Annotated in this window: 16 protein-coding genes and 2 pseudogenes; 4 read left to right on the top strand and 14 right to left on the bottom strand. The window is 61.3% G+C overall.

Annotated elements, in window-relative coordinates; genetic code table 11:
* The 6 genes and pseudogenes from F759_RS0118240 to F759_RS45410 form a co-directional block, all read right to left on the bottom strand.
* Nucleotides 1–805: hypothetical protein (locus tag F759_RS0118240; protein ID WP_027801153.1), on the bottom strand; the 805-nt coding region annotated here is incomplete at its 3' end.
* Nucleotides 806–994: 189 nt separating this feature from the next.
* Nucleotides 995–3634, bottom strand: a complete 2640-nt coding sequence (locus tag F759_RS37940; protein WP_051377330.1) for a fimbria/pilus outer membrane usher protein — start codon at nt 3632–3634, stop codon at nt 995–997.
* Nucleotides 3635–3752: 118 nt separating this feature from the next.
* The gene (locus F759_RS0118230; protein ID WP_027801152.1) at nt 3753–4505 is read right to left on the bottom strand and encodes a fimbrial biogenesis chaperone; all 753 of its coding nucleotides are present in this window, start codon (nt 4503–4505) and stop codon (nt 3753–3755) included.
* A gap of 88 nt (nt 4506–4593) precedes the next feature.
* Entirely contained in the window at nt 4594–5130 is a 537-nt protein-coding gene (locus F759_RS0118225; protein WP_027801151.1) for a fimbrial protein, read from the bottom strand.
* Nucleotides 5131–5780: 650 nt separating this feature from the next.
* Complete coding sequence (locus F759_RS45415) at nt 5781–5954, bottom strand: helix-turn-helix domain-containing protein (protein ID WP_456088824.1); 174 nt, start codon at nt 5952–5954, stop codon at nt 5781–5783.
* 231 nt (nt 5955–6185) lie between these two features.
* Nucleotides 6186–6314 (bottom strand): annotated as a pseudogene (locus F759_RS45410) (hypothetical protein); the annotation flags it as partial.
* Between the two features lie 130 nt (nt 6315–6444).
* On the opposite strand from F759_RS45410, the gene F759_RS0118215 reads away from it, so the two are divergent.
* Nucleotides 6445–8397 (top strand): hypothetical protein, encoded by a 1953-nt coding sequence (locus tag F759_RS0118215; RefSeq protein ID WP_244438857.1) that lies wholly within the window; start codon nt 6445–6447, stop codon nt 8395–8397.
* A 229-nt stretch (nt 8398–8626) separates the two neighbouring features.
* Here the strand turns inward: F759_RS0118215 and F759_RS0118210 are convergent, their stop codons facing one another.
* Complete coding sequence (locus F759_RS0118210; RefSeq protein WP_027801149.1) at nt 8627–8875, bottom strand: hypothetical protein; 249 nt, start codon at nt 8873–8875, stop codon at nt 8627–8629.
* A 309-nt stretch (nt 8876–9184) separates the two neighbouring features.
* On the opposite strand from F759_RS0118210, the gene F759_RS0118205 reads away from it, so the two are divergent.
* On the top strand, nt 9185–9586 hold the full coding sequence (locus tag F759_RS0118205; protein WP_322787094.1) for a hypothetical protein: 402 nt from the start codon (nt 9185–9187) through the stop codon (nt 9584–9586).
* A 384-nt stretch (nt 9587–9970) separates the two neighbouring features.
* Here F759_RS0118205 and F759_RS0118200 read toward each other — a convergent pair whose 3' ends face one another.
* Both F759_RS0118200 and F759_RS0118195 read right to left on the bottom strand, forming a co-directional pair.
* Entirely contained in the window at nt 9971–10444 is a 474-nt protein-coding gene (locus F759_RS0118200) for a hypothetical protein (protein WP_027801147.1), read from the bottom strand.
* Nucleotides 10445–11308: 864 nt separating this feature from the next.
* A complete protein-coding gene (locus F759_RS0118195; RefSeq protein ID WP_013342254.1) occupies nt 11309–11578 on the bottom strand; it encodes a DUF1488 family protein in 270 nt (89 codons plus the stop codon).
* A gap of 1113 nt (nt 11579–12691) precedes the next feature.
* Between F759_RS0118195 and F759_RS0118180 the strand changes: the two genes are divergently transcribed.
* Nucleotides 12692–13042 (top strand): DOPA 4,5-dioxygenase family protein, encoded by a 351-nt coding sequence (locus F759_RS0118180; RefSeq protein ID WP_027801145.1) that lies wholly within the window; start codon nt 12692–12694, stop codon nt 13040–13042.
* 22 nt (nt 13043–13064) lie between these two features.
* Here F759_RS0118180 and F759_RS0118175 read toward each other — a convergent pair whose 3' ends face one another.
* Together F759_RS0118175 and F759_RS37930 are read right to left on the bottom strand one after the other, a co-directional pair.
* A complete protein-coding gene (locus tag F759_RS0118175; RefSeq protein WP_027801144.1) occupies nt 13065–13376 on the bottom strand; it encodes a high-potential iron-sulfur protein in 312 nt (103 codons plus the stop codon).
* 65 nt (nt 13377–13441) lie between these two features.
* A pseudogene (locus F759_RS37930) lies at nt 13442–14166 on the bottom strand (nitroreductase).
* Between the two features lie 208 nt (nt 14167–14374).
* Here F759_RS37930 and F759_RS0118165 point away from each other — a divergent pair.
* Nucleotides 14375–15367: an aldo/keto reductase gene (locus F759_RS0118165; RefSeq protein WP_027801143.1), complete on the top strand. Its 993-nt coding sequence runs from the start codon at nt 14375–14377 to the stop codon at nt 15365–15367.
* A gap of 36 nt (nt 15368–15403) precedes the next feature.
* On the opposite strand, the gene F759_RS0118160 is transcribed toward F759_RS0118165, so the two are convergent.
* From F759_RS0118160 to zwf, 3 genes are read right to left on the bottom strand one after another with little or no spacing between them, the layout of a single operon-like run.
* Complete coding sequence (locus tag F759_RS0118160; protein ID WP_027801142.1) at nt 15404–15973, bottom strand: YbhB/YbcL family Raf kinase inhibitor-like protein; 570 nt, start codon at nt 15971–15973, stop codon at nt 15404–15406.
* Between the two features lie 42 nt (nt 15974–16015).
* Nucleotides 16016–16900, bottom strand: a complete 885-nt coding sequence (locus F759_RS0118155; RefSeq protein WP_027801141.1) for an ROK family protein — start codon at nt 16898–16900, stop codon at nt 16016–16018.
* Nucleotides 16901–16904: 4 nt separating this feature from the next.
* A complete protein-coding gene (zwf, locus tag F759_RS0118150) occupies nt 16905–18524 on the bottom strand; it encodes a glucose-6-phosphate dehydrogenase (protein ID WP_027801140.1) in 1620 nt (539 codons plus the stop codon).
* Between the last annotated feature and the right edge of the window lie 3 nt (nt 18525–18527).

Here is an 18527-nt window from a genome sequence, read left to right as displayed (position 1 = left end):
CGGTGGCGTTGAGGCATGTGACATTCAGCGAGAACTGCGCTCCAGCTGCGGTCGAACCGACTCCTGTGAGTGCGCTGCTGGCAATGGTCGGCAACGTGATGTTCCGGTTCAGGCCGCCCACGCCGAAATCGCATGTGATCGGCAGAACCGAGGCGCCCACGGTCAGGCTAGTTCCACAGGCGACCACGTTAGGGTTGTAATTGCCAAAATAGTAAGGCCCTCCCGCAGGGTTGCTAGGGTCAGGTTCGGTGGGCAAGTTGCTACTATTGCCATAGGAATAGACACACATGCTGGCCAAGTTGCCCGTGATCGCACCGGTGCCCGGGCTGGCGGCCGTTTTCACAAAGCGAACTTGCAGATTCACATTTGTCGGTTGCAATGTGTTGCCGCCCGCTGAGATGGACGTGAAATACGCCTGATCCACCACATTGAACGAAGGCGTCTGAGGTGACGCACACGCATTCCCATTACCGATAATCGGTGCGGCCGGCGCGGGCGGCGCACCCGGCTTCATGGCCTGGTATACGCCGGGCGTGCAATAACTGGCAAATCCCAGAACGTAGCCGATCCCCGGCACACTTGTGGGGTAGACATCATACGTCACGCCATTGTCCGTTACCGTCGCGCCCGACGCAGCCGGCCCGGTCAGATAAAAGAAATTGGCCATTGCCTGCCGGTACATATAGAGTGTGCCCTTGCAGCCGGCGCTGGCTATAGAGTGGATGCTTGACGCGTACCACGGCGTGATGAATCCGCCGACCGGCGCCACTGCCACGTCAGCGCTGTCGATAGCGGGCACATTCACCGGGATCGAACCTGTGCAACTTATGCCCACAGCAGCGGACGCCAACTGTGGCATTGCCATTGCAGCCCAGCCAACAGAAGCGGCCAGGCCACTTTCTTTGCCAGGCGATTAAGAAACAACCTCATATACGCTTTCATTTTCAAATTCCCTTCGTCGAGCCTCCCAGCTTGCGAGGCGCTCTACATCGAGTTACCGCATCGCGGTTGTCTTGCCGCCACCGCCCGACGGGCTGATTCCCGTTCCGGGCAGGCAGATGGCACTCAGGCGGTCGTAGGTGGTTCGCTTCACTGACTTGTCGAGCTTCGGCAACTGGTAGTCGAAATGGCATGCTTGCGACTTGTCGTCGCCCCACTTGACCGTCATCGTGCCGTTGTCTTCCATGCCACGTGCCAGGATCTGGCCGCCCTGCCCGGCTACGCCCACGTTCTTCCCTGCGGCATCGAACACATTGGCGCCGAACGGTACGGTAGTGCGGTCTTGCATCCGGGCCTTGATCAGCACGGCGCGCCCGCTCTGGGTGCGGAACTTGACTAGCACGCCGGCCCCTGCGGTGGGTACCACTTCCTGGCTGGTGGAGGTCAGTTCGACATCGACCGGCAGACCCTTCGGATCCAGCGAGATCACGTTGGACCGATAGGGCGTCAGATACGGCACGACGGCATAGCCGAAGCGGTCGATCTGAACCCCGTACGAGTTAGTGACCGTGGCGCCCGCGGCGTCCGGCGCTTCGACGATACCGAAGCTCTCGCCAACGGGCTGGCCGAACGTTACGCCGCCCGGATGAGCAACCACGGAGCCCGCAGCGCCAAGCGAGAGCTGCGAGAACCCGGAGCCCCCGCTGGCGCCCGCACTGAGGGCGGTGAATGGCAGGCTGTACTGCAGCGAGCCGCCGCCACTGGTCGTACGGGAACCGCTTGCGTAGTTGGCGTCGAGCGTGTAGTTGAGCGTACGCTGTTCATCCACATAGCCTGTCAGCGAGGCCTGAGTCGACGTTGATCCGCCGCCAGTGTTGACACTGGTCGACAGCACGGGCGCATTGATGCTCTTGCCCAGCGGAATCGACAGACTCGCAAAGACCTGATTGCTGTTTTCCCCCCGGAGGTCCCGCACGCGCATCGCCGAGAGGGAGTAGGTCAGTCCCGCACGACTGCCGGTATAGCCCAGCTGGTACTGAACATTGCTGCCGCTGCGGTTCCAATAGTTCTGGACGGACCCGGTCAGGAAGACGGAGCCATAACGGCCCAAGCTCTGGTTGATGGCAATCTGGCCACGGCTGCGTTCATGCGACTGGAGGGCGACCGTTGACGGGCTGTCGACCGCGACCATGGCGTCGCGCAGGCCGTAGTAGCCATTCGTCGAATAGCGGTAAGCTGCCACCGAGAAACTGGTGCCGCTTTCGGGCAACGCCTTGCTGTAGGCGACCCGGTAGCTCTGCCCGGTGGCCCGGTTGCTCGCCAGTTCCGTGGTCGCATTCGTCATGTCGACGCTGAACGCGCCCACTGGGGTATTGAACGCGGCGCCGCCAACGACGGCGTAGTAATGGTTTGTCAGCGCGAGGCCGGTGTAGCCCGTGATGAAGTTGGTGAGGCCGCGCTGGACGGTGAACTGCGCCAGGTACGGACGTCCCTTAACAGTCGCCTCGCGTACGGCGCCGACGTCTACCGTATAGTTGGTGACGCCCTCGCGCAGCGCCTGTGGCACCGCCGCATACGGGACGCTCAGGGTCTTGACGCGCCCGTCGGCCTCGGTGATCGTTACGTCCAGGTTGCCGCCGTAACCCGTGGGATAGAGATCGTTGATCTCGAACGCGCCCGGGCTGACAGTCGTCTGATAAATGACGTTGCCGTTCTGGCGCACCGTCACTTGTGCGTTGGTTTCCGCCGTGCCGCGGATCGTGGGGGCGTAGCCGCTGAGTGAATCCGGTCGCATCCGGACATCGTTAGACAAGCCAGCGCCGCGAATGGCAACCGAGTCGAACCATTGCCCGGTGGTAAACGTATCGCCGACTCGCACCCTCGAGTCCCACGCCGGGATATCCCGCTGGACATAGGTGTTCAGGACGTCCCATCGGCTGGTGCCGTCCGGTTGCCTGGAATAGGTCGACTGATGCCGCAGCATCCATCCGCCCAGGTTTGCGCCCGCGTCCACGGCGGCGTAGTCCTGGCGTCCGTTCGTGCCGCCTGCATTGTTGTTGTAAGTGTTGACCCGATAGTTCATGAATGCCACCGGCGCGCCGGTATCCCAGCGTTCGGGCGAAACGTAGCCTTGGGGAACGCGCTGCATTGACGCCTGCGGGATGCTGAAGTCCGCGCGCAGGTCGCCGCTGTTGAACTGGAAGGTCGCCCCGGGGACGGTGCGGCCGAGATCCAGGCAGCCCTGGGCCGACACATTGGTGCCAACCCCCAGCATCTTGTCGCTGGGCACGCCAAGGCGATTAAGCATTTCGCGCGTGATGCACGCCTCGCCGTCGCCGCCGGGCTTCGTCTCGCGAAAAGAGATGTCGTCCTGGCCCATGAACTGGCCATTGACGTACACGTCAGCACGATAGGTGCCGGGCACCACGGGGTTGCCTCTTTCGAATCGGGTCAGGTCGGTTGCGCGGGTCTTTTCGCCCCACAACATCGACTTATCGAATCCGATGTCATCGACCGCTGCCAGAAGCGTAGCCCCCGAGGTCTCCATGCCGTCGGCGACTCCAGAGTTCGGCCTTGCCCACGCGTGGCTTGTGCATTGCATCAGCAACACATATACCGCTAGGTGGACAGGCGTCAGCTTGCCCGGCAACAGTGGTGCAAATTGGCTGGTGCTATTTGACGTCTGCTTCGACATAGGTGCCACTTCGTTGATAACTTAATCGACATGGATCACCCGTGCGAAGGTCCGGGAATGATCCGCGTTCATTGCATTGCACGTGGCGTATTCGCCGGTGCCCTTTTGCCTTCTCGCCTTATGGCTTGAGGGGAGACTTGTGCGGGACGAATGCCCCGTAATCGTCGATGGTTGAAAAGTGGATCTCGGCGTCGGCGGGCGCCGCGTTCAGGTCATCGCGCAGGGGGAATCGCTCCGTTGCCTGTGGCGCAACCATGCCGCCACCTGCGTCGGACGACTTGCCGTCATGGGCAAGCTCGATGCGATTGAATGACACGTGGAATCCGGTGGGATTGGTGCACTCGATGGCCCAACCCTTTCCGTTGGCGCCTGGCACCACGCGCCAGATCAGCTTTTCGGCGGCACTGGCGCTATCGCCTTCCAGCCCTTGGGGGCGCATGATGAACTTGATGCGTGAACGAAAGACGATGCGCAACTGTTGCGTATTGCCTGGCATGTCCTTGGCCGTCGCGGGAACTTCCAGCACATTCAGCCAGAAGAGCGATTCCTTGTCCTTCGGAAGGTCTGCCTGCGTATAGGCAATGCGCAGCGACTGGCTGCGCCTGGCGTCCACCCGTGCAATCGGCGGGGTCAGCACGAATGGCACATCTGCGGTATCCGGCGTCTGCTTGGGATCGCCATTGTCGAGCCAGGATTGCACCACGCTAGGCTGGCTCCCGTTGTTCGTCAGTCGCACCGTAACCTCGCGCTCTTGCATGGGGTAAATCACCCGGGTACCAGTGATCAAAATGCTTGCCTGGGCTGTGCCGACGCTGCAAAGCGCCGCCAAGGCGACGCCGGCCATGCGGCGCCCGAGGACGGTGAAGAACATGTGAATACCTTAGTAGTACGGAGAATTGGTACGGCATACCGTCCCACCGAGCGGTGGGGCGGTAATCAACGATTCACTGATCTGCGAATCAGTTGTAGACGATCGAGTAAGTCACCTTGCTGTTGACGGTACCGGCAGTGGCGGCGCCAGTCGCAACGTACTGTGCGCCGTAGCCCAAGGTGGCGGCATTGGAAGCAATGGTGGCGCCCTTGATGGTGGTCAGGTCGCCAATCGTGATGTCCGTGCCGTCACCATTGACCAGGCCCACTTCCACCAGGGAGGCCGTGCCGGCGCCGTTGGTCAGGCGGCCGGTGGCGTAGTTAATGTCGCCGCCGTCAAACGTTGCCTTCGCGGCTGCGCCGTTGGTGCAACTTGCACCGGTCAGCTTGATCGTGAACGGCGTCAGGCCGGCCTTTGCGTTCGCCGCAGCCAGGGAGGTGTTGGCTACCGTCGGCAGGGCCACCGTGGCGTCGCCGCTGGCCGTGCCATTGACGCCGACGGCGCAGGTGGTGGCTTGAATCAGGCCGGTGATGGTGATCGTGCCGTCGGCCGCCATCGCGTTGGTGGCGAACATGGCAGCGCCGAGTGCGGAAGCAGCGGAAATGGCAAGGAGGGTACGTTTCATGATTTAACTTTCACGTTAGGTTGGTCAGCGGAAATCGCTACTTGCTTGGCGACATTCTCGGAAGGGCGCCAAACAGGCAACGAGATGATAGGCGGCCGATAGCCATCTCCTAATTAGGAAAATTCTCAAATTTAAAGCCGAGACTCGCGCAGTGGCTAGTGCCCGTGGCGAGTCCTCGCGCATGGGTGCATGAGCTTTTGTACGTGAAAGCGAGGCAGGGTCACTTGCCGCAATGGCCCACGTCGAGGTCGAAGTCTTAAGCTCTGGCGTGTGTGATGTTGGACCTCGGAAATGCCAGAGCCTTTGGTCGGCGGGAGCAATGCGCGTCGGCTTTTTTTAAGGGATGGCACTGCGGACGGAACGTCACGAGCCTTGATCCCGCATAACGAATCGAATGGCAAATGGAAGCGTTTCTCTCGGAGCAGTGGCAGCACGCGCGAGCCACATCGAAGTGGTCTGCTAGCGTTGTGAGCGCCACGGACAATACAGCCTGCTGAAGCTCCTCGCTTCGCTAGGCAAAGAATTCCCTCTTACGAACCTGGGCGCAGAAATAGCAGTTGTCCGAAGAAAAACGCGGCGGTGTGGGAACGCTGCGACATCTACTACCCGGGCCCTCGCACAATCATGATGGGCGACAAGCCGTGACCTAATTATTCGGACTCACGCATCGCCCAAACGCGCTTTACTTGGCTGACGCTGCACGCGGCCAGCTCGGCCGTCTTGGTGATGCTGTGGCCGGCGCGACGCAGCGCGACGATCCGCGCGTGGGTTGCTGTCTTGGGCGTGCGGCCCTTGTACTTGCCGGCCTGTCGTGCAAGCTCAATTCCCTGCCGCGGGCGCTCGCGGCGGTCCTCATAGTCCTCGCGCCATCTGCAACGCGAGCTTCAGAAGCATCTCCTGCACCGATTCGAGCACGATCTTGGCCACGCCCTTTGCCTCGCCGGCCAGCTCGGAAAGATCGACCACGACGGGCACGGCCAGGCGAGCGCCCTTGTCGCGAATCGAGGCAACCCGGCGCTCGGTCTCGGCGAGGCAAGCGGCAAGCGGCTGATGCGGTCAATCTTCCCGGCAATCACGTCCTCGCCCGGTTGCAAATCCGCGATCATGCGCAGCAGCTCGGGACGGTCCGCGCGTGCGCCGGATGCCTTCTCTAAGCGGCCATTAAGTGGCCATCGATCGACCATTAATCGGCACAAAACATACGAGTCGTTTTCAATCCAACGACATTACGCGGCGGATTGAAAAACTTATCGGCATAATGGGCCGGTATCAAAACAAATCACAACATCGGGGAATTTCATGCATCGAGTGTCAATGCGCAGCGCCGTCGGCGCCGCCGTGGCTTTTGCCGTCATTCAACTGGGCGGTTGCGGCGGCGGTGGCGGTTCTGGTTCGGGGCCGGGCTCTTCCAACACGCAAACTGTCACCGCGACTTCCGTTACCGGCACCGTGGCGAGCGGCAGCGCATGGGTCGGCGCAAGCGTGACGTTGATGGACGCCACCGGCGCACAAGCGGCCGCGACCACCGACGCACAGGGCGCTTACACCATCTCTGTCAAGGGCATGACCGCGCCGTTCCTGCTGATGGCGAACGACGCAACCGGCCTCTCAAGCCCGCTTGTCTCGGTGCTTGCGAAGCTGCCCAACGGCACGGCGCCCGCCGTCGCCAACGTCACGACGCTTACCACCGCTATCGCCGCGATGCTGACGGCGTCGGGCATTCCGTCCGATCTCGCGTCGAGCACCGCACTCGCCAAAGTCACGCTGCCCTCCGTTCAGATCGCCATCATCACGCTCGACGCGATGCTCTCGGACATCCTCGCGCGGAACGGCGTTCAGGCCGCCGGCTTCGACCCGGTCGGCACCGCGTTCACGCCGAACCACACGGGCGCGGATGCGGTTATCGATACCGTCTCCGTTGTCACCGGTGCTAATGGCGGCTCGCTGCTGCTATCCAATGCCGCGCCCGGCACGACCGTCGCGTTGAACACACAGACGGGGCAATCGACGAAGCTTGCCGCGCCACCGGCTGCGGCCAATTATCTGGAACCGCTCGCGTCGTTGCTCACGGCGTGCGCCGCAACGGGCACGCTGAATACGTCGTGCTCGCCCGCCATCGACGCTACTTTCCTTGAAAACGGCTCCAGCGATCTTGCAGTGGGCCACGGCTTGCCGGATGCGTTGCTGACCGGCGCGCGCTTCGGGTCGCCAAAAACCCTCGCGTTTTTCACGCGCAGTGGCAAGGAGCAAGCGCTCGTGCAGATTCCGTTCACCCTCGCCGACGGCGCGGCAGGCGCGTTGTACAGCATCGTGCAACAGATGGCGGCGCCGGTAGCGCTCGCGAACGGCACGCAGCTGGGCTGGGACCTCGTCGGCAACCAGTCGCAATTTGCGGTGTCGATCAATTCGCGGCTTCAGCGCCGCACGTTTCTCGACACGCGGCTTGACGACGTGAACCGCTACGAGTCCGGTCTGGACATCACGATTCCGGTTGCGTTGAATCCCTCTATGTATTCGGCGTCCGTCACGGGGCCGGGGCTCTCCGCGCCTGTCTGGCTTTTGCCGCGCAGCGCCGCCGGCAGCGGCACGCTCGGTCTTGCCGATACCGCGTTGAGCGCCGCGCCGGTATCGCCGGCTACGAGTGCAAGCAGCACGTCTATGTACCGCTGGTCATGGCAATCGCTGTCGTCGACGGCGAGCTTCGCGCCGCCCGCATCGAGCGGCGTATACGCGGCGCAAGCTGTCGACGTCAGCACAGTGCCGCTTTACGCAACCTACACGGTGACGTTCTACGACAGCAACGGTGCGAAACTCGGTGAGTCGCAGGTGATGAATCCGGGCAGCCCGCTCGGAGCGGCGGCCGGCGCGACAGTGTCGTGGCCGAGCTTGCTGTCGGACTTCGAAACGCAGTTTCTCGCGCCCGCCGGATCGCTTGCGGGCGCTCAGTATGCGATGAGCGTGAGCTGGTCGAGCCTCGTCAACGGACAGAATCTCGCATACACGGTGAATTCGGTGCAGATTCAGGCGTCCGGTCTGACGTTGGCCGGCACGAGCGGCGAAGTGGACGGCTTTGCGGTCGGCAAGCCTAACAACACCACGTTCGGGCAGTATCAGACGACGGTCAGCGCGGGGACCAATTCGGTGGGCGCTCGCACGTGTACGAATTGTCCGTTCCCTGCGCTGACCTCAGGTGGTTCACGTCTGGTTGAACTGGGCGGCAATCAGAACTGGATCAGCTATTACGACGTGACGCAATACAACGATTAGCGCAGCGCAAACTGTCGGCGGCGACAAGGCGCCTGGAGTCTTGAACCGAAGATGCCGCGTCGTTTTACTTTGGAAACGCCACGGCTTCCGTTGCGCTCTAACGAGCCTTCCAGCGATGGCCGCAGTGCGGTGCAAACTTTGAATCGGCGGTGTTTGCGGCGTAGATGTCAGATACCCGGTGGTCCAGCGATGTCCTGCTTTTCACCGGGTACACGATGCCGACAACGTCTTATTGCGCCTGTGCTGCCTGACGTTGTGCGGCCTGCTGTTGGGCTTGTTGTTGCGCGTGCTGCTTCGCAAGGTGCCTGCCGACCACGCAGCCACCGACAGCGCCGACGACAGCATGGTGTCCCGCGTAATGCCCCGCCACGCCCCCCACTACCGCACCCTTGAGACAACCCGCGGCGTTCGCCGTGCCTGCCGTCGCGAAGATCAGCGTCGTTGCAACCAGGGCTATTCTTACCGGACTAACTTTCATTCGAAGATACTCAGAGACTGGATTTTTGGGATGTGGTGCCTCTCGGCGCCGTTTCGATACTCGCGCCAGTCACGGCACAGTAAACGTGGTCCGAAGTGTAGGGGGCGATGCCGGACAGAAGTGCAACGACAGTGAGAGATTGGTAACACACGATTACCGGGCCACGAAGTCACACTGGCGAAGCATCCGGTGCAACCGTAGACACCGGAACCGCTCGCATAGGATCGCTACCGCTGCAACGTTGCGGCCGCAAATCTGCTTGCCACGATGTATTCTCAAGTGCGACAAACCTTCGGGTGGCGATGTGCCATGATGGCAGCACGCAAGACGGCGCAAGAACGCCACATGGCCAATCAGGCAAGGGAGGCAAAAGTGACGGATGACGATAACCCCGCAGGCAACCGGCCAGAGCAGGTACCCGAATCGCTCCAGACGCTCGCCGGATACATTGAACGGTCACTTGATGGCGCTATGAGCGTGGTGATGATGCGGCACACGACCGACGTCTGCACCGTTTACCTCGGTGATCCCGAGGGCGCAAGCGAAGAACTGAAGCAGATCGGCGCAATCTCGACCTCAGTCGCCAATGACATGCTTGCATCAACGTCTTCGGGCGCAAATTCGATGGAAATAGGAGGTCAAGCCTATCGCTTCACACGAAGTTTCACGGAGATCGCCGGCTCGGCAGCTGTAGTGTTTTCGACCGCATAGACGTCAGCGCCAATCAATCGAACCGTTGTCGGCGGCAGGCGCACTGTCAGGTAGCCGCGCTCCTCGGCGGCTGATGCATGAACATGTTCCGTGGCCTGGCTAACAACTCAAAAGCTTCAACAAGGTTCTGCCGCTCTACGGCGAGCCGATGATTCTGATCGGTCCGCCGGGAACGCCGGTTAGAAAGAGCGGCTTTCAAAAATTCAATCGACAGCCCGCGATAAACGCCGCCTTGCTCGAAGCGTCCTTACTTTGCGTCACGTATAAATGCTCCAAATGGGCGCACCCTCGATACGGACACTAACGGTCGCTACATGAAAAAAACGCCCCGACGTGGGGCGTTTCTTCGTCCGAGGAGCCTCTTCGACTTGCCCGCTTCGCGGCTCAGAGCACCGCTTCCGCGATTGCTCTCGTCCGCGCGGACCGCATCAAACCCTCGATCATGCGCGCTTGCGCGTTCGCGATCTCGCTCAGCGATGCGGCGGACAACTGCTCATCGAGAACGGCGAGCGCTGCGCAGAGGCGCGCGTATTCGTCGTCATCGAGCGTCCATGCGCCGGTTCGCTGCTCGCGGCTATCCAGTTGCACCATCGCCGCGTGACCGCTCTGAATATCGTCGAGAACCTCTTCGCCGAGACCGAGGCGCGCGAGTTCCTGCGACACGAGCAAATGCCGGCTCAACGTCATGTGCAGGTCGCGCGAGCCGTGGCCGTGCTGGAACGCGTCGAGCGCCGTATAGCACTGAAGAAGCATCGCAGCGGTGACAGGCGCGTGAGCGCTACGGCTGTGGGTCAGCGCGCGCAACAGCGGCGACATGGCCGTCGGGTTATGTTTGCGGACTCGCGATTTACTGGACATAAGGTTCAACCTCCTTAACTCTCTCGGCTTCGTCGCACGATCCGTAGATTTCTCTGCGACGAACGCCGCCGATGCGCCGGCGGCTCGACAGCCTCTAATGTGAGTCTGTGTAGGCATGATGGCAAGCGAATATTAAGTCCGGCTTAAACAGCGAAAGTATCGCGCCTTCTTCGCATCGACGAAAAAAAACCCTGTTCCCGCGAGAGAACAGGGCCGGACAGGATGGAAGAGTCGTGCTTGCGCGTGGATGCTAGCCGACCTGTGACCATCGAAACTGAAACGCTGTTGCTACTTGTGTTGCTACTGCGCAAACGTTTTCTATCGACTTGTACTAGTACTGCCGAGACCTTCGTTGCGACTTCAACTGTTACTGCAAACGCGGTTGTTGCTACGTCAACTACTACCCCGCACTACAAGAAATGGTTATTGCTTTTTCACCTGCTACTGCGCCATTGTTCTGCTTCTACTTCCTGATGCTCTACTGCCCAGCCGCATCGAACATCGCGGCAAACTGCCATCAACGGTACGGTTCAAACGACGCGGGGGAAGACCGCGTCGATGGGCTCGGTGATTTGTCGCTCCATGAAAAACAGTTTATGCGAGCGAGCACTCAGGCAATTGGGCAAAAGGAAGGGATTTGCAGCGCCAGTTTGACGAATCGGCGTAACAATCGGGGACAAGGCGAATGAACGGGGCGGGGCAAAATGCGGAGAAACCGCGGCAACGACTGACGTGGAAACCGAAAGCTACCAGGCGAGCGACGCGCAATCCGGCGCCGCTCGCAAAAAGCTCAGCCCGACGAAAAACCGCGCAACGTCACGCAGACGATGCGAGCCCGGCGATCAATCCTCATCAGCGCGAACATCAGCGCGCGGCAAAATCGCTGATCGTCAGCAGGACTTTCTCTCCTGGACGCGCCAGCATTTTTCTTTCGGCGACAGCAGTGATGCGTTTGCGGCCATCCGCGAACGTCTTCAGCATGCGGTCCTCCGCAGCGCCGCGTTGCAGCCAGAAATGCTGTTCCAGCGCTTCACGCGTGACGGCGCATTCGAGGTCCCGTCCTCGCGCCGAAAGCTGGAAAATCACCGCGCGCCCGTCTGCCGAGACGCTAGGTTCAAGCTCGATAATCTCCATAGCCCACCTCGCAAAGTTGGTTGTGCTGTCCGCCGTACTGAACGGACGGCACCGAACAAAACTGAATAGACACGCAAACCGGCATGGGTCTTTCGGCTGATGAATCCGCTACTGCGCTGCCGCTACGTTCATCGTAAGCGAACGTAAGGGCGTGTGCACGTCCGCGTCGCTCGACGAAAACGCCGGCGTGCGCGCAGCCCGGCGTTCGTGGCAAAGTGCCGGCGACAAAGCATGCGCGCGCGTGGATGCAAGCATGCGTGCCGCCGCGGGGCCGCTTAGCCATCGCGAGCGTTTCGCACAGAATTCATGCAATAGCGTACTCAAACCTTCAGACATTGCGTGTGTCCCGCCGCGCACTTCGCGCGACGCGGACGCAATCGCAAACCAAGAATGCGGCGGCCGCAGTTCGTGGCACACCACACCGCGTGAATCGGCGAAACGCAGACAGCCTGTGTCGGGATAGAAGACGAGCGTGGTCACGTCGCCATCTATTGCGCGCGTCAGAACATGTGGTTTCGTGTTCAGCATTTGTTCGTTGTATGCCAGGTGGCGCCGTTTCCCGGCGTTTCGGCGTCTCGCGCGCGAGGTCTCGAACCTCCGCGCGGAGCAATCCGAGGGTAAGGCAAAAGCAAGGCACATGCCAATCGCAGACAAACTGCAGACAACCACGCCGCGCTCACGATCACGCGGTCGGCACAAAACGCAAAGGCGACGTGGCAGACGAGCGGCAAACATCGGTGGTGCTTGATGCGTCGCGACTAAGGTCACGGCTTCGCATTCGGCTTTCGTGAGCCGCGCGAGCGGTAACCGACGCGCATTGCCTGCACAAGCGCGCGCACTCAAACAGGCTTGCATGGTAAAAAAGCAATGGCAGCGTGACAATTCGCGCCAATTCTTACTAACGGGGCGCGCGCCCGGCATCGCCCCGACATGTCCGACGACCACCCTGCAATAACTATGCGCCCCGCCGTCGCACAAGACGAAGCCTTTCTCTTCGACCTGCGCAAGGCGACGATGACTGAGCAAGTTTCACATGAGGCGCGCGCCACGCGCGTCGGCGGAAACTGAAGCAGAATGAATGGCGGATAACGACTGATACACCACAGGCACAGCATGACTCTTCGCGACACCTCCGCCATTCAAATCTGGCACGCGCATGTCTATTTCGATTCCGCGACCCGCGACAGCGCCTGGGCCTTTCGTGAGCAAATCGAAGCGCATTGGCATGGCAAGATCCAGATGGGCCGTTTCCACGAGCGCCCGGTCGGACCGCACCCTATGTGGTCGTATCAAGTGGCTTTCGCTCACGAGGAGTTCGGCGGCCTCATCGGCTGGCTTACGCTCAATCACGGCGCGCTCGACATCTTCGTGCATCCGAATACCGGCGACGCGCTGCGCGATCACCGCGACGCCGCCGTCTGGATCGGCCGCTCCCACGAACTCGTGCTCGCTGCGTTGATCTGACGAATGCGCGGCTACCCGCCGCTCACATGTTCGTGTACGAACTGCACCAGCCGCGCGCGGCCACCTGTTTGTCGCCGAACAGCGTGCAGCCGCCGTACGCATCGGTGGCCTTGCCCTGAAACAGCGAGCATGTCGCGCAATTTTGTCCCGCTGCGTATTGCGGGTACTTCGCCTTGTCGACCTTCGACACGTCCTCTTTATAGCCGAGCGCCTGCGCCTGCGGATCTGCCTCGCTGAGCGTATTCGCTCCAGCGGCAAACGCCGCGCGCGAAAGCACTAGCGATGAGCCGGCGCTCATGCTCAGCAATAAAAAATGGCGGCGCGACGTTTTCATTATTCGACTCCGATAGTGGCAAAGGGGGACGCGCATGAACCATAAGCGCATTTATCGGTACGCGTTCAATCGCAGAATCGCGTGAATCGTTCGACCGGTTCTCGTTCGGTGCGCAGCGCATTGATCAGCGCGCTTTCGTCTGCGAAACCGAGCGACATGCCGCAGACCAGTTGCTCATCGGGCGGCAGATCGAGTTGCGCCGCGATCACTTGATGAAACGCGTAAACGCGGCCTGCGGACAGGTGTCGAGGCCACGCCCGCGCGCAGCCGTCATGATCGCTTGCAGAAACATGCCGTAATCGAGCCAGCTGCCGCGCTCCATCACGCGGTCGATGGTGAAGAAGAGACCCACCGGCGCACCGAAGAAACGATAGTTCTGCGCGTGCTGCTCATGCATGCGCGCCTTGTCGCCCTTTCCAATGCCGAGCAGGCCGTATAGATCCCAGCCGATCTTGCGACGGCGGTCAATATAGGGCGAAACCCATTCGCGCGGATAGTACGGATATTCCTCGCGATAGAGCGTGTCGCGCTCGGGATCATCGTAAGCCGCGAGCAAGGCCTGCGAAAGACGCGCGAGCGAGTCGCCCGTCACCACATAAACTTTCCAGGGCTGCGTGTTCGTGCCGGAGGGCGCGCGGATCGCCACTTCGAGAATCGCCTCGATGTCCGCGCGCGGCACGGGCGTCGGCAGAAACGCGCGGATCGAGCGGCGCGTGATGAGTGCGGCATCGACCTGGTTTGCGGCGTGGTTTGTAGCGTGGGTGGCGGCTTCTGGGGCTGGGCGTGTCATCGTCGGAGTTCCGGCTGAAGCGGCAAGCAAATGGGCTCCAACGATTCTATCGCGAGCGGCCATTGTTACGCGGGTAAGCACGCAGCTTACGTTTGCAATGCATGCGTGAGCGCCTGCGAACGCAACTATCGTTTTGCGTTTATCCTCTTTTGACTCTTCTTGCCGTATTCCCTATCGAAATCCGTTCCGTTCTATTCCGGAGTTGAGCATGCAATACCGTAAATTCGGCCGCACCGGTCTCACTGTTTCCCGTTTGTGTCTCGGCACTATGACCTTCGGCCTGCAAACCGAAGAAGACGCTTCGCGCCGCATTCTCGATACAGCCGCGGACGCGGGCGTGAATTTCATCGATACGGCCAACGTTTATCCGCTCGGCGGCGGCGAGGGCAATGCGGGACGCACGGAGGAAATCGTCGGACGCTGGCTGAAGGGCAAGCGTGATCGCTTCATTCTGGCCACGAAGGCGGTCGGCAAAATGGGGCCTTCCGCGTGGGATCAGGGTGCGTCGCGCAAGCATCTGCTCCATGCAATCGACGCCTCGCTACGGCGTCTCGGCACCGACTACGTAGACCTCTATCAACTGCATTCCGACGATGCGAACACCCCGCTCGACGAAACCCTCGAGGCGCTTGACGTAATCGTGCGTTCGGGCAAGGCGCGCTACATCGGCGTGTCGAACTTTCTGGCGTACCGGCTCGCGCGTGCGCTCGGTCGCGCGGACGTGCTGCGCGTGGCGCGCTTCGTCTCGGTGCAGCCGCGTTACAACCTGTTGTTCCGCCAGATCGAACGTGAACTGCTGCCTCTCGCGGCGGAAGAGCAACTCGCGGTCATGCCGTACAACCCGCTCGCGGGCGGCTTGCTGACCGGCAAGCACAAGCTCGATGCAACGCCCTCCGGCCGCTTCACCGAAGCTGTCGGCACCGCAGGCGCGATGTACCAGCAGCGGTACTGGCATCAGCGCGAGTTCGAGACGATCGAGCGGCTGAAAGCGATTGTCGAGCCGACCGGCGAGTCACTCACGCGCGCATCGCTTGCGTGGGTTCTGGCGAACCCGCTGGTGACGTCGGCGATTATCGGCGCGAGCCGCGCCGAACAGTTGACCGATACGTTGGCGGCGTCCGAGTTCGTGCTGGACACCGACATCAAACAGCAACTCGACGAGGCCAGCATCGAATATCGCTGGGGCGACGCGGCGCGCTAAGCGTGGCAGGTGATCGGCAGCCGCAACGCGCGGCGCTCATCGCCCGTATCGAAGCACGGTGCTGGTTGCCGCAATCACGTGATCCTTCATTGCGGCGAGCAGCGCGTCTCTCGTCAAGCCGGTTGGCAAAGCGTCCGGCGCGAGATCGAGCGCATAGACCTGCACGACGTAGTGATGCGGCACGTCGCCGACCGGTGGGCACGGTCCGTAATAGCCCGGGCCGCCGGTGCGATTCGTTCCCGCGACGCTTCCAGGCGGCGAAGCCCCGCCCGCGCCAAGCGACGTGATAGAGGGAGCAATGCCGTACAGCACCCAATGCACGATGCCCAAACCCTTTGCGCCGTCGGGATCGAAAATCGTCACCGCATAACTTCTGGTGCCTGCGGGCGGGTGGCGCCATTGCAACGCCGGCGATACGTTGCCGCCGCCGCAGTTATTGGCGCTTGCCGCGTGAGTCGATTCCAGTGTGGCACCGTCGGCCAGACCCGGCGACGCCACTGTGAACGCGTCAGCCGCGTACGCATGAGCCGCGGCGAGGGAGAGCATCGTGCCCACGCCGACAGACACCAGGCGCCTTGCAGCGCCAACGTAAGCCCTTCGAATCATCGTCGTTTGCTCCCGGCTAGTCACAATTGGCGTCAGTTGAAACTATTTGAACCTGCCCGTACGTGCATTCGCTTCGGGAAGCTGCCGCGTTTCGCGCACCGACCGCGGATGCCATAGCCGCGCGCCGCCCTCAATACCCGCATCGTTCGAAACGGTGGCGACGTTCGCCGGCAATTCGAATTTCAGGCGCGCCGCGTTGCCGCCGCCGATCCACAGCTTGTCGTAATTCACGAGCGATTCGAGAATTCCGATTACCTTGTGAACGCGCCGGTTCCAACGTTTATTCCCGGCTTTTTCGCGCGCGGCGTCGCCGATGTACTCGTCGTAGGCAACGCCTTTCCTGCTCACCGGATGATGTGCAAGTTCGAGATGAGGCATCAACTCGCCGTCGCGAAAGAGCGCCGTTCCCGCGCCGGTGCCAAGCGTCAGGACGAATTCAATTCCCTTGCCTTCGATCGCGGCGAAGCCCTGCATCTCCGCGTCGTTGATCATGCGAACCGGCAAACCGCCGAGCTTCTGCGCGAGCAGATCAGCAAGCGGAAAATCGTGCCAACCTTCCACGCCGAAATGTGGCGCCGTCAGAATGCGGTTGTTACGCACCACGCCTGGAAACCCTATCGACATCAACGCTGGCGCGGCCTTCGCGATCAGCGGCTCGACCAGTTTCGCCAATGCATCCACGAGTTGGTCCGGTGTGCACGGATGCGGTGTCGCGACGCGCACGCGCTCAGTCTGCATCTGACCGTCCGCGTCGATAATGGCCGCTTTCAAGCCGGTGCCGCCGACGTCGATTGCAAGAATCCGTTCGTCACTCGTTGCTGCTTGTGCGGCTTTTGCCGTATTCGGCGCGTTCGCAACCTTTGCCGCGTTCGCTGCTTTTGCTTTGGATGTCGCCACGGTTACCCCATATGTGTGATTGTGCTTCATGGCATTACTTCTTCTGGACTGCGTTGGCTTTCAATGGCCGCCATGAGCGGCCGTCGCGCGCCAATAGTGCATCGGCTTCGGCGGGCCCTTCGCTGCCGGCCGCATAGCCGTGCAACGGAACCGCGCCGCCGGCTTTCGGATGCAACACATCGTCCACCGCGCACCAACTCGTTTCGATGCTGTCGGCGCGCTGGAACAACGTCTCGTCGCCGAGCATGCAGTCGTACAGCAGTGTTTCATAGCCTACGTTCGCGCGTTCCGCAAAAAAATCGCCGTAATCGAACGAAGACTGTACCGGGCCGATCTGCATCACCGGGCCCGGCGTTTTTACGTTGAAATCGAAGCTCGTACCGTGCGCAGGATCGATACGCAAAGTCAGCACGTTCGGTGTAAGCGCATCGACAGGCGTGTCGCGGAACAAGCGGAACGGCACCGGCTTCAGTTGCACCGAAATTTCGGTGCGGCGCACGGCGAGCTGCTTGCCCGTACGCAGATAGAAAGGCACGCCGGCCCAACGCCAGTTTTCGACGAACACGCGCGCGGCCGCATACGTCTCGGTCGTACTGTTCTGCGCGACATCCGGCTCCTCGCGATAACCAACGCCCGCCGGGCCCTTTTCGTATTGACCGAACACGACGTCCCCCGGCTTCAGCGGCAAGATGGCGTCGAAGATTTCGGCCTTTTTATCGCGCACGGCTTCGGCATCGAATGAATTGGGCGGCTCCATTGCGACCATGCCGAGCAACTGGAACAGGTGGTTCGGCACCATGTCGCGAAACGCGCCGGTCTGCTCGTAGAACTTGCCGCGCCCTTCCACGCCGATTGTTTCGGCCGCGGTGATCTGCACACTGTCGATATATTCGCGACGCCATACGGGTTCGAATAGCGCGTTGGCGAAGCGCACCGCAAGGATGCTTTGCACGGTGTCCTTGCCGAGAAAATGATCGATGCGATAAACCTGCGATTCCTTCGCATAGGAAAGGATATGCGCATTCAGATCGCGCGCCGATGCGAGATCGGTGCCGAACGGCTTTTCGATCACGATGCGGCGAAACCCATCGCCCTCCTCGAGCAAGCCCGTTTGGCCCAAATGTTCGACGATCGGTTTAAAGAAACGCGAGCCGACCGCCAGATAGAAAATCACGTTGCTACCGGGCGCCTCGGCGAGCTTTTGCTTGAGTCTCGCGAAGGTGTCGGGCGTCTCGAAGTCGCCGGCCAGGTATTCGAGGCGTTGCGCGACCCAGTTCCACGCGTTGTCATCCAGCTTGCCGGCGTGAAAGGTGCTGGCCTTGTCGGCAGCAAATTTTTGCAGCGACTGGTGCAGGTCTCCCCGCCACTCCGCCGTCTCGCGCGCGCCATGATTCACGCCGACGATCTGCATGCCGCCGTCGAGCAAGCCGTCCACCGCGAGGTTGTAAAGCGCGGGCATCAGCAGGCGCTTCGTGAGGTCGCCACCCGCGCCGAAGATCACCAGCGTGCAAGGCGGCGCGGGCCGTTTGCCGGCAGGCGACGGCGGCTCGCCGTGCGGACTCGCACTGACTTTGCAACTGCGCTCGACAGCAACGTGGCCGCTAGCGTCTGCGTTCGAAGGATTAGCGGCTTGAGGATTCGGTGTAGTCGACATGGG

Origin of the sequence: Paraburkholderia dilworthii, assembly GCF_000472525.1 — a bacterium.
GTDB lineage: Bacteria > Pseudomonadota > Gammaproteobacteria > Burkholderiales > Burkholderiaceae > Paraburkholderia > Paraburkholderia dilworthii.
The sequence above is the reverse complement of the archived record's forward strand: the minus strand, read 5'-3'. Positions and strand labels throughout refer to the sequence as shown.

What these genes read in the sequence shown, in the direction of transcription:
- F759_RS37940 (WP_051377330.1), bottom strand. Translation starts at nt 3,634, where the DNA reads ATGTCGAAGCAGACGTCAAATAGCACCAGCCAATTTGCACCACTGTTG.
- F759_RS0118230 (WP_027801152.1), bottom strand. Translation starts at nt 4,505, where the DNA reads ATGTTCTTCACCGTCCTCGGGCGCCGCATGGCCGGCGTCGCCTTGGCG.
- F759_RS0118225 (WP_027801151.1), bottom strand. Translation starts at nt 5,130, where the DNA reads ATGAAACGTACCCTCCTTGCCATTTCCGCTGCTTCCGCACTCGGCGCT.
- F759_RS0118215 (WP_244438857.1), top strand. Translation starts at nt 6,445, where the DNA reads ATGCGCAGCGCCGTCGGCGCCGCCGTGGCTTTTGCCGTCATTCAACTG.
- F759_RS0118210 (WP_027801149.1), bottom strand. Translation starts at nt 8,875, where the DNA reads ATGAAAGTTAGTCCGGTAAGAATAGCCCTGGTTGCAACGACGCTGATC.
- F759_RS0118205 (WP_322787094.1), top strand. Translation starts at nt 9,185, where the DNA reads ATGATGGCAGCACGCAAGACGGCGCAAGAACGCCACATGGCCAATCAG.
- F759_RS0118200 (WP_027801147.1), bottom strand. Translation starts at nt 10,444, where the DNA reads ATGTCCAGTAAATCGCGAGTCCGCAAACATAACCCGACGGCCATGTCG.
- F759_RS0118195 (WP_013342254.1), bottom strand. Translation starts at nt 11,578, where the DNA reads ATGGAGATTATCGAGCTTGAACCTAGCGTCTCGGCAGACGGGCGCGCG.
- F759_RS0118180 (WP_027801145.1), top strand. Translation starts at nt 12,692, where the DNA reads ATGACTCTTCGCGACACCTCCGCCATTCAAATCTGGCACGCGCATGTC.
- F759_RS0118175 (WP_027801144.1), bottom strand. Translation starts at nt 13,376, where the DNA reads ATGAAAACGTCGCGCCGCCATTTTTTATTGCTGAGCATGAGCGCCGGC.
- F759_RS0118165 (WP_027801143.1), top strand. Translation starts at nt 14,375, where the DNA reads ATGCAATACCGTAAATTCGGCCGCACCGGTCTCACTGTTTCCCGTTTG.
- F759_RS0118160 (WP_027801142.1), bottom strand. Translation starts at nt 15,973, where the DNA reads ATGATTCGAAGGGCTTACGTTGGCGCTGCAAGGCGCCTGGTGTCTGTC.
- F759_RS0118155 (WP_027801141.1), bottom strand. Translation starts at nt 16,900, where the DNA reads ATGAAGCACAATCACACATATGGGGTAACCGTGGCGACATCCAAAGCA.
- zwf (WP_027801140.1), bottom strand. Translation starts at nt 18,524, where the DNA reads ATGTCGACTACACCGAATCCTCAAGCCGCTAATCCTTCGAACGCAGAC.